The following is an 11,286-nucleotide window of genomic DNA, read 5'->3' on the forward strand; positions in this document are numbered from 1 at the left end:
GAAGATTGGTATAGAAAGGGTATATAAGTAGTTGGTAATGAACAGTTAAAAGTGGTGAGAAAACACTAATTTTGAGGGAAATAAAACGAAGGGAAAACAAAGTTAATCAGAGGATAAAACAAGGTAAGAAAGATGATGCAGCTTTTTTTGATTTTGTTTTTGACCCGCGTACTAATATAGACCCTAAATGTACTATTATAGTAGAATAAGATGGTATTATTTACAAAAAAGGCCTTTGGAATACCAAAGGCCTTTTTTGTTGTAACATTAAAAAACTTTATTATGATTCTAATGGAATAACAGAAACAAATGATTTGTTATCTCTCTTCTTTTCGAACTTAACGATACCATCGATTTTAGCGTGCAAAGTATGGTCTTTACCAATATACACATTCTCGCCAGCATTGTGTTGAGTTCCGCGTTGTCTAACAATAATGTTTCCTGCGATGGCAACTTGTCCACCGAAAATTTTAACACCTAAGCGTTTAGAGTGAGATTCTCTACCGTTCTTAGAACTACCGACACCTTTTTTGTGAGCCATTTTTTCTTAGATTTTTAGGTTTAACAATTATTTTACGATACCACCGTTCAACTCGTCTTGCCATTTTTTAAGTTCGTCCCATTTGCCGTCAGCGGCTAATTGAGCTTGAGCTGCCCAAGTTTGAGGGTCTAAGTGTGCCAAGGTTGAACTTGTTTCTGATAGAATGGTTTTGATTTCTTCAACTGATTTCTTAGCTAATTTAGCAAAGGTGTCTACCCCTGCTGCTACTAAGGCTTCTGCTGCTTTAGGCCCAATACCTTCTATCTTTTTCAAATCATCAGCTTTTGCTGACTTAACAGGAGCTTTTTCTGTCTTAGGTTTTGCTTGGGTACTTTTAGCACCACTTGCAACGATGTTCTCAATTACAATTTGCGTAAGGAACTGACGATGTCCGTTCTTAACTTTGTAACCTTTACGTCTTTTCTTTTTGAACACGAGCACTTTGTCGCCTTTCAAATGTTTCAAAACCTTTGCTTCTACGGAAGCTCCATTTATAGCTGGGGCGCCTACGGTGATGGTTCCGTTGTTATCTAAAAGGAGTACGTTATTAAACGCTACTTTCTCTCCTTCTTGATTAGGCAAACGGTGAACAAACACTTTTTGGTCTTTGCTAACTTTAAATTGTTGCCCTGCTATCTCTACAATTGCATACATAGCTTTGTTATTTAATTATGGTTTAAATCGGGCGCAAAAGTACGAATTATTTTTTACCTACCAAAATAAAAGAGAGAAAAAGTTTTAAAACCTTTTCTCTCTTTCTTATTTTATAGTGCCTATAAGGCTTGTATTAATAACTATTTTCGTCAATCTCTACTTTGCCCCAGAATACTTTGTAAGCGAAATAAGTGTAGAAAAGCAATAACGGCGCCCCTATCGCAGTAATAGTGAGCATAATCTCTAATGATTTCTGAGAAGCTGCTGCGTTGTAAACCGTGATGCTATTGCCAGTTTCTAAAGTAGTTCTCAAGAAAGTAGGGTGTAAGTTCAGTGCTGCTACCACCATAAAGAAAACGATGGTGAGAATAGTACCGACAAAAGCCTTTTTATAGTCTTTTTTCTTCATAAAGAAAGCTACGCTTAAGATGCTGAGGAGCAATAACGCAGGGAATACTTTCAGTGCAGTGCTATTAGCAATATTTTCAGCTAAATGAGGAGTGAGCATACTGTAAATCGCTACTGCTGTAAACACTACCAAAAAGCCGAGGTATGCATAGTTAATGCGTTTCTCGATGCGGTGGTGCATATCTCCGTGAGTTTTGAGAAGCAAATACAAACCTCCGTGTACCATAAAGAGCAAGAGTGTCATTACACCTACAAGTAGTGCATAAGGAGTAAGGAAAGTAAAGAGTGCGCCTCCTTGGTATACGAAATTCTCGTCTAATGGAAGCCCTTGTAGTACATTGGCTATTACCACGCCTAAGAGCACAGGCAATACGATGCTACACACGCTATATACGGTATCCCAAGTGTTGCGCCAACGGTCGCTGTCCTCTTTACCGCGTACCTCAATGGCTACCGCTCTAAAGATAATAAAGGTGAGGAAAAGCATAAAAGGCGTGTTCATAGCCGAAAACAATTCGGCGTACATTAGTGGGAAACCAGCAAAAATACCTGCTCCCCCAATTACTAACCACGCTTCATTACCGTCCCATACTGGTCCGATAGCGTTTAGAGCTACACGGCGTTCTTTTTTCTTATCGAAGAACAAATGCCACGCCCCTGCTCCAAAGTCAAAGCCGTCTAAAATAGCATAGCCTGTAATCAAAAATCCTATAATGATGAACCACCACGTAGGGTAGTCGATTCCTAAAAATGTTTCCATATCTGTATAATGTTATGCTGTTTGTAATTGTTCTTGAGTTTCGTGTTCATCTATACCGTGAACGATTTTCTTGTTCATCAAGTAGATGAATAGAGCGAAGAGAATGATATAAATAACGGTGAATAAGATAATCGCAAAGAGTATTTGGTTAGCCGATACCGATTTAGAAAGGGCTTCGCTCGTGCGCAAGAGTTTGTACACTATCCAAGGCTGGCGACCCATTTCGGCTGCAAACCAACCTACTTGATTACCTATTTGTGGCAATAGTACGCTCCATACAAAAATGTGCAAGAGCCAACGTTTGTTGTACAATTTGCCTCTCCACAATAAGAAAGAAGCGTAGAGGGTGAGTGCGATGAGAAACATACCAATGGCTACCATTATATGATAGAATTGGAATACAGCATTCACTTGCCCAGGACGGTCTTCTACTGGATATTGGTCAAGACCTGTTACAGGAGCATCAGCATCAAAATGCACCATATAGGAAAGCCCCTTAGGAATACTTAACCCGTGAGTTTCCTCATTCTTTTTGTCTACCCAACCAATAATGTAAGCATCACCAGGCCCTGTTTTGAAGTGCCCTTCCATAGCAGCTAATTTCTCAGGCTGGTTTTTAGCTACACCATCAGCTGAGCTGTGTCCTGAAACCAATTGCAACAAGCACACAATTGTACCAATGATAAGAGTTACTTTAAAGGCTTTTTTAGAGATTTCTACGTGGCGACCTTTGAGTAAATACCAAGCGTGAACGCTCAATACCAAGAAGATACCAGCCAAGAACGCTCCTTGCCATACGTGCCATATACGGTCTATGCTCGAAGGATTGAACACCATCGCCCAAAAGTCGGTGATTACGGCTTTGGCTTGCATACCTTCGCCTGCAATTACATAACCTGCGGGGGTTTGTTGCCAGCTGTTGGCTATTACTATCCAGATAGCGGAACACATAGAGCCTAAGAACACCCCAAGGGTAGCCAAGAAGTGCCATATAGGCTTTACTTTGTTCCAACCGAAAAGTACAATACCAAGGCAGGTACTTTCAAGTGCGAAAGCAAAAACACCCTCAGCCGCCAAAGCACTACCGAAGATATCACCTACATAACGCGAATAGGTAGCCCAGTTGGTACCAAATTCAAATTCCATTACAATCCCTGTAGCGACTCCTAAGCCAAAGGTAAGTGAGAAGATGCGCGTCCAGAAGCGGGCGAGCGTGTCGTACTCTTTTTTACCAGTGCGTAGGTAGATACCTTTAAAGGCTACCATTAGTAGTCCAAGCCCTATACTTAAAGGCGGATAGATGTAATGGAAGGCAATCGTTAGTGCAAACTGCACCCGTGCTAAAATTTCTGTCTCCATATGTCGAGTAATTTAATTAGTGAAATATGCGACAAAAGTACACTATATGAGTAATATACCAAAAGAAAAGTAGAAAACGGACATTAATTTATATTACATCTAAATAATATAGCTCTTTCTCTACTCTCATACCTAACTTATCGCTAACTTTACCTCTGATGATTGGTATTATTGTTTTTTTTTCGGTATTGTGATATTATAAAAAATCAATGGATACTCAATACTCTGAATATCCATTGATGAACTTATAATTAGATATTATCGATTTTTACTTGTTCTTTTTAATTTTCCCTTTTATTTCTTTCACTTTGTCTTCTACAAATCGCATTAGTTTATTGGTAATAGGGAAATTGAACACTTCTTTATCAGTAGTAACTCTTGTAGTGAGGTAAATACCCAAAGGCAAAAGTATCAAAGCAGGTATCCACGGTGCTAAGGCTGGGTTGATAGTGTTGTTCTCAGCTATATTTTTCATAAACATTCCTATAAAATAATAAGCTAAGAACAGTATCATTGCTATTACCAAAGGCATACCAATCCCTCCTTTGCGAATGAAAGCTCCTAAAGGTGCCGCTACGAAAAAGAGCACAAAACAAGCTACCGTAAGAGCAAACTTATCGCTGAGATTTAAAATGTGTAAGTTCATTAGTTTATAGCGATATTCAAGGTCGCTTTGGCGGAACTCCACATTGTCTAACTGAGCTTGGTTGGTATTGATAGCCATATCAAGTACCATTGATTTTTGTGTGTTATTCAGTTTGTTAAAGAGCTCTCTCACCGAAGTAATCTCCTTAGCAGGTTTAGGCTTCTCTTGTTTTTTTTCCTCGGCAGAAGGGGGTGGCGGAGGGGCTACTGAGAAACCTGTACGACGAAACATATTATTGCCATAGTCAGTAATATTCTGTTTGAAATCGGTGCGGAGTGAGTCGATAGCGTAATTAAGCTGTCCTACATTCATCATACGATAGGTAGTAGCATCAGTTTTCTCGTTAAAATCTACATTGTTCAAATGCGAAAGATCAAGATTAATAACGTATTTTTTAAAGTACACTTTGGCAAAAGGTACTTTTTGTTGGGCTTCGTAAGTGTTGGTTTTAATATCCTCGTAATAAGTCCCGTCTTCCAAGATAAGCTGTAAGAAGTTACTATTAGTCTTAGAACTCTTGAGTTCTCCTCGCTTGGCATTGATTACAGTGCGATTTACTTTATCGGGAGTCTTTTTGTGAATGAGCACATTCTCTAAAAACTCGTCATTATCTCCTCTTTTCTTTCCTACTTTTATGCTTATATCCTCCCCTATGTTAGAGAATACTCCTTCGGCTATAGCCATAGCAGGCTTCACTTTGGCAATGTTCGATCTAAGGGTATACACCTCGCGATAAGCCACTGGAATTACATTATTGGCTAAAAAGAAAGTGCCTAAACTCAGTAATGCCATCAGTATAATCAGCGGACGCATTACGCGCATTAGCGAAATACCTGAGGCTTTCATTGCAGCAAACTCATAGTTTTCAGCAAATGCCCCAAAGGTCATAATAGAGGCTATTACCACTGCCAAGGGCATAATGATAGGGATAAGTTGCGGGATAAAATAGATTAGAAACTTGAATATAATCCATAACTCCAAACCACGCCCCGCTAGCTCATCAATGTATGTAAAGATTGTGTGGAATACAAAGATAAGAACAAGTATAGAGAGTGCTCCTAAAAAGTTAGTAAGGAACTGAGTGATAATGTAGCGGTCTAATATCTTCATCTATAATTCACTGATAGTATAGCCGTCTTTTTTGTACTTCTCGCGGTCGAATTTAAAGATATTGTTCGAAATAGGCTGGTTTGTTTTAAAAGTATTCACTGTGATAGTGGTTTTAGTACCGTTCTTTCCTATTTCAATAAGGTTGTAGATGTGTTTAGTTTGTATATCTATCCCCAACAGAATTTGCTTTACATCAGTATTAGCTTTCTGCGGTTTTAGCTCTACATATTGTATTTTGCGCCCGCGTACATTTTGCTGTATATCCCATTTGTACTTATAACCTTTCTTATAGAAGGTAAGCATTTTTGAAGGAGTAATGGCATTGTCGTCATTAGCGTTTTTCTCTATGGTTACTTCTTCATTCTCGGGTACTATGGTATAGGTCTTATGACCGTCGTATATTTTAGTAGCCCCCAGATAATTCAGCACATACTTGTTTTTAGCAATGGTTACATTACCTTTGGTTTCCTGATTGATATTCTCAGCAATATTATCGAGGTTATACTTAAAATCTATATAGATATTATTGTAAGCAACCATCTTGTTGTACACTTCGTCCAATAGCTTTTTTGCCTTGTCTACTTGCTGGCTATGTGCCTGAAATACGCCTAAAAATAAAGCAAAAGCTACAATAAATATTCTTCTCATTTCTAGTGTTTTTAATGATTTAGTCTCTGTCTAATAGCAATTATTGTTCCAAAGTTTTATTGCGATATATATTTTTTACTTCTCTGTCTTGGGTTCTATCACTTTTCCTCCCTTTTTAAATATCTTTTGCATCAAGTCTTTAAAGGTATTGAAATCTACCGAATAGGTCAGTCCTACCCCTTGGGCATACCCTATACGGTCGAGCATATACTGTTGCCATTCGTTTTCTCGGTTGAATATTTTAGCTGTGAGGCTACCGTCGGTGTTTAAGCGGAATTGTACCTCTACGTTACCCGCCACTGCCGTACGGCTCACTCCTCCCACAGGGATACCCACTTTGGCATTCACACTCGCCCAATCGGTGATTTGGGTAGATACAGTAAAGCCCAAACGGTCGCTGTTGATGTCGGACGAACCGTCGTTAATCCCCGCTTCGTACGATACTCCCAAGTTCAGCTTGTTGTCTTCGTCCGAGAGCAATTGGTTAAACAAGCCTGCTGCCGTTTCAAAGAGGTTGTAAGCTACCAAACGGTTGTCGGTATTCTTTTCGCTCATAAACGAACCCTGTGCCAAGAGCGAAAAGGCTTGCAACTGCTTGCGGTCTTGGTCTTCAAGCTTGTAGTTGAGCTCCGATACCAAACTCGGACTACTATCAGGGAAAGTAATGTCAAACAAGGTTTCGGGGCGCATCAATTCTCCTTCTAATTTAATGATTACCTGAGTGTTGATTTTCCGGTTGTACTGACTGCTTTCCAATAGCGTACTTGGGTTCGCACTGAGGGTATACGCCGCTTTCAAGTCGCGCAAAGTGGCTCTTAGCGGGTCGCCACTCCAAGAAATAGACCCCCCTGGGAGCACCGTAAAACGCTTGTCGATGATGTTTTCGTACTTGAAATTATAAAAGCCCGAATAGGTGATAAAGTCCCCCCACATATTAAACTTACCGTTGGTATTAATTTCAATAAGAAGCGTACCTGCTCCACGCCCCACAAGGTTACTACCCGTTTTTCTATCCATCACAATTTCCACTTCGGCAGTAGGAAGGATATCAAGCTCAAAGTTCAGTTCTAACCCCTTGATAGACTCCAATTCTCGGTTAATTTTTACTTTTTTATCGCCCTTCTCTACAAAAGTGATAAACGAGTCATCGCCCACACTCTCACTATCGCTGAGCGGTATTTTGAAGGACGTACCCTCTTCGGTCTTCGCATTTACCTTAATCGCAATTTCGTCCAATGCTCCTTTAATGCTCGCATTCCCTTTGATAAAGGCAGTCCCGTAGAACAGCGCATCATCAGTATAAGGGGTGTTGAGCACCATAAAGCGCTTGCCAAGGGTTTGCAATCTTAGGTCTAAAAACCAATCTAATAGTTTGTTATGCCTAATCGAACCATTCAGTTTGGCTTGTGTTTTATAAGCGGTATCGGTCAGTAGCCAGTTGTCTATATCAAACGTCTTGTTGTTTACCTTTATCCGTGCACCTTCCTGAATATCGGTATTGAGTTTCAGATACGTAATCCCCACACCTGCTTTGTGCAAGGTGAGTTCGCCGTCCATCAGTGGGTCAGTTACGCTACCGTCTATCTTCACTTGCCCCGACATCGTGCCTCTTAGGTTGTAGAAGACTCCCTCCAAGAACGGATTAAAAGGCGAGAGCTCAAAGTCTCTAAAATAAGCCGTAAGGTCGAGCAAAGTACCCCGCTTCTTGTCTAAGTTAATTTTCCCTCTCGTAGCAAAGCCAAGAGCTCGCCCGTTAGAGAAAAACGCCCCTACATCAAACGACGACAAATCACTGTTACCAAAGATACCCACTTCCAAATCGCCATAGTCATAGCCATTCAGTTTAAAATAGCGTATAAAAAGGTCTGCCGAAGGGTAATATAAGTTCCCGCGTTGAGTAAGCGACACGTTACCATTGAGCGTTCCCGTGAGGTTGAGCCCTTTGATTTCGGGTACTATCTTGTCCATCGCTACGTTATGGGCAACTAAGTGCAGGTTCTTATAATCTTTGGTAGTGATGAGCCCACTGAGGTTCATATATTGGTTTTGGTGCGCCATCTTGAAGTTGCTCACCTTAATCGTATCGGCAGTACGGTTGAGCACAATCTTGTTGTACTCATTCATCGCATTCTCGCGGTTGATATACCACGCATTGCCTTTGAAGTTTATCAGTGATTTCTTAATCCCTATAATCGACTGTTGTTTCTTGTTCAAAGTATGGTAGAAATTCAGCTCATAAGTATCTCTGCCGGTATCGCCCCCTTTGAACTCAGTACGGAAGAAAAGCGTATCTTTGATAGTGGTATTAATCAGGTTAAAATCTTGAATGGCATACACCCCAAAATCGGCTTTCTTCACTTCAAAATAAGTATTGTACAGCGGGTTTTTATTGTCTATTTCAAGACTGATACTGTCTATCTGAGTGCCGTATGCATTCACGCTGGGCGACTTCATTTGGAACTTAAAACTCCCTTTATCGGCATCTATATTCCCGTTGATGAAAGTGTTTCTGCCTATCTTCACTTTGGGCACAAACACTTCTACTATCTTGTTGTAAATATCAAAATGGAAGTCTACGTACTGGTTTTTCTCTATCTTATACGGGTTGTATTGGGCATAGATACTTCCCACCGCGTTTTGCATTACCTTTTTTAGCTCAGCTAACTTGAACTTTCCTCTTACATTCCCGCTCACAATATCAGGCGAATTAATCGCGATTTCTTTCACTCCATTGTTCAAGGTTGAAACGACCTCGAAGTCTTTAAAGGTAAAACTTCCTGCTGAATTGATGTAATTGGTGTGTTTAAATGATATTTTACCCACAATATCGTCCAACTGATTGCCCGAAATGTCTATCACTACCTTACCACAGAACTGCGATACACTGTCCATTTCCATAAAGCGTAAAGCGTGCAAATCAGCAATAGCAATATCCGCTTGAAAGTCAAATTTGTTGTTTCTGCCCGATAGGTCAGCAAGTCCGTTGAAGTTCATCGTAAGGTTCGGGTCTTTTGCGTCTATTTTGCCATTAAACACCTGATTCCTAAACTCCCCATTGATGCCTATGCGCTGGTAGTTATAACCGTTATAGCCCACCGAATGAACCGTGCCATTCGCGTAAAGTTGCATAGTTTTAAAGTTCAATCCTTGTCCGCGCACTGTCATATCGGCAGTGAGTGCACCCATAGTCGGGTCGTCTAAAATCTTGCCCAAATGAAACTGATTCGTAGTGAGCGTACCTCTAAAAGCCGTTTTATCGGTATGAGTAAGGTCTTCCAAAGAGCCGTCAATATGTGCTTCGCCGTCATTGGTTTTCAGCAATACGTTGGCTTGTAGCGAAGTCGTTCTGTAAGCAAAATCACCTTCTACTGAAAACATTCCTAACCTTTGTAGCTCCGCTGGAATATTTTCACCCAAATCCTTAGGCATTAAGTAAGCCAAATCGTTATAAATGCTCTCGGCATATACACCTTTGCCTATCACGGCTATATTAGCGTGTTCTGCTAATAGGTTTTGGAAAGTTAAATCTCCCTCTATAAGCGTGTTCTGATAAGATATTTTCCCCTGCGGAATAGTGAAGTTGTTCAGCGTTCCTTTCATCGTTACGCCCTCTAACACAATATTTCTACCTCCGTTAAAACCATTGTAGAAAGCGTTCAAATCGGTAGTGTTTACCGTAGCTTTGGGCAGATTAACGTCAAAGACTACCTTGTTCACAAAATCGCCAAAACTGCCGTTGTGAGAGAACATCGTTATAGTACCCTGAATGTCCGTCAATGCCGTTTGCAGTCGCAAATCCTTGGCTTGCATCAAGCTATCGGTATAGCTGAACTGTGTATTTAGGTGGGTAACATTCAGTTTGTCATCAAAGCGGAAGTTCCCTTCTTGCATCTCAAAAAACACTTTGCTACCCAAGATTTTAAAGTCATTTAGCTTAGTGTTCAGATGGTCTACTTTCAAGATAGAAGGGTTGGCGTTATTCTCGTCCGAAATACGGCAATAGCTGTCTTTTAGCTTGATGCTTTTTGCCTTCATCACAAACTTGCCCGTGCTGGGTTCCCCCGAATCGAATTTGTTTACAAACACGTCCAGGTTAGACAAAGTATCGCCCTTATGGGTTTTCATATTGAAAATGAGACTATCACCCTTTATGTGTCCAAAGTACAAATTACCGTCAAACAGCTGTTTAAAGTCTAAAATAGAAGTCGTGAGTTTCTTTGCCGAAATAAGCGTATCTTGCTTGTGGTCGCGAATAAGCACTCGCTTAATATCCACATCCCCGTTGATTTTCAGATGTATGCGTTCTATATTCAGGTCGATATCAAAATCTTCATTCAGGTAGTTCACCACCTTTTTAGCGATGAAGGTTTGGGTGGCGGGTAAGGTCAAAAGCAGAGCCGTAACCCCAAGTAACACAAGGGTTATAAGGAAGAAACGGACAAGTATTTTTCGTAATCTTTTGATAGAATGAGTTCTTTACTGCTGACTTAGCGTGCAAAGATACGAATAAAATTGAAAAGCAAAAAAAGATATACTGAAAAAATACCCAAACACACTAAAATAGCTTCTTTTCTCCTTCATCGTACCCCCGCTTTATATTCATTGTGCCTCCGCTTTATCTCCATTGTACCTTCGCTTTATCTCCATTGTACCTTCGCTTTATCTTCATTTTATCTTCATTTTATCTTCATTGTGTCTCCGCTTTATCTTCATTGTGCCTTCGTTCATTCATCACCTGTCCGTATGACTCGCACCGTCTTACCACCACCGCAATCCCCTTTTGAAGAAAATCCGCATTTGTCATTCGTCACTTGTCATTCGTCATTTCTCCCCTTTTCCGTCACTACATTCCCCTCGGAGAGGAAGCCCGTTATAGTGGAGTATGTGTAAGGAGGGAGGTTTGTCACCTTTTTCCAGCTTGTCCCCCTTCGGGGGTTCGGGGGCTTACCGAATAAACGACTCGCCACATTCCCCCTCATTGAGGTAGCCAGCGACAGCTGGGTATGTGCCCTGGGAGAGCGGAGTATGTGTAAAGGGGGAAGTTATCCCCTAGTGCCTATGGCCTAAGGCCTATCACCTCTTCCTCTTTCTTTCGCCTCGAAACCTTATTTTTAACATTTTTAGCGTTGTTGTATTATATTATGAATCAACTTTTTATAT

General features: G+C 40.6%; 7 protein-coding genes and 1 pseudogene. All 8 read right to left on the reverse strand.

The genetic code is table 11. The features are described from left to right. Positions 1-280 precede the first annotated feature (280 nt). Positions 281-541: a 50S ribosomal protein L27 gene (gene rpmA / locus HMPREF9078_RS09780; RefSeq protein ID WP_002670844.1), complete on the reverse strand. Its 261-nt coding sequence runs from the start codon at positions 539-541 to the stop codon at positions 281-283. A 27-nt stretch (positions 542-568) separates the two neighbouring features. After that, positions 569-1,195 (reverse strand): 50S ribosomal protein L21, encoded by a 627-nt coding sequence (rplU, locus tag HMPREF9078_RS09785; protein WP_009420522.1) that lies wholly within the window; start codon positions 1,193-1,195, stop codon positions 569-571. A gap of 133 nt (positions 1,196-1,328) precedes the next feature. Then, positions 1,329-2,363, reverse strand: a complete 1,035-nt coding sequence (cydB, locus tag HMPREF9078_RS09790) for a cytochrome d ubiquinol oxidase subunit II (protein ID WP_009420523.1) — start codon at positions 2,361-2,363, stop codon at positions 1,329-1,331. A 12-nt stretch (positions 2,364-2,375) separates the two neighbouring features. Further along, positions 2,376-3,722, reverse strand: coding sequence for a cytochrome ubiquinol oxidase subunit I (locus HMPREF9078_RS09795; RefSeq protein WP_009420524.1), 1,347 nt, complete (start codon positions 3,720-3,722; stop codon positions 2,376-2,378). A 268-nt stretch (positions 3,723-3,990) separates the two neighbouring features. Beyond that, positions 3,991-5,478 carry an LptF/LptG family permease gene (locus tag HMPREF9078_RS09800; protein ID WP_009420525.1) on the reverse strand — a complete coding sequence of 496 codons (1,488 nt, stop codon included), beginning with the start codon at positions 5,476-5,478 and terminating at the stop codon, positions 3,991-3,993. Then, on the reverse strand, positions 5,479-6,126 hold the full coding sequence (locus HMPREF9078_RS09805) for an outer membrane lipoprotein carrier protein LolA (RefSeq protein WP_002670855.1): 648 nt from the start codon (positions 6,124-6,126) through the stop codon (positions 5,479-5,481). A gap of 75 nt (positions 6,127-6,201) precedes the next feature. After that, positions 6,202-10,542, reverse strand: coding sequence for a translocation/assembly module TamB domain-containing protein (locus HMPREF9078_RS09810; RefSeq protein ID WP_009420526.1), 4,341 nt, complete (start codon positions 10,540-10,542; stop codon positions 6,202-6,204). 398 nt (positions 10,543-10,940) lie between these two features. Next, positions 10,941-11,095 (reverse strand): annotated as a pseudogene (locus HMPREF9078_RS12345) (phosphinothricin acetyltransferase). Between the last annotated feature and the right edge of the window lie 191 nt (positions 11,096-11,286).

This window comes from Capnocytophaga sp. oral taxon 380 str. F0488 (genome assembly GCF_000318255.2).
GTDB lineage: Bacteria > Bacteroidota > Bacteroidia > Flavobacteriales > Flavobacteriaceae > Capnocytophaga > Capnocytophaga ochracea.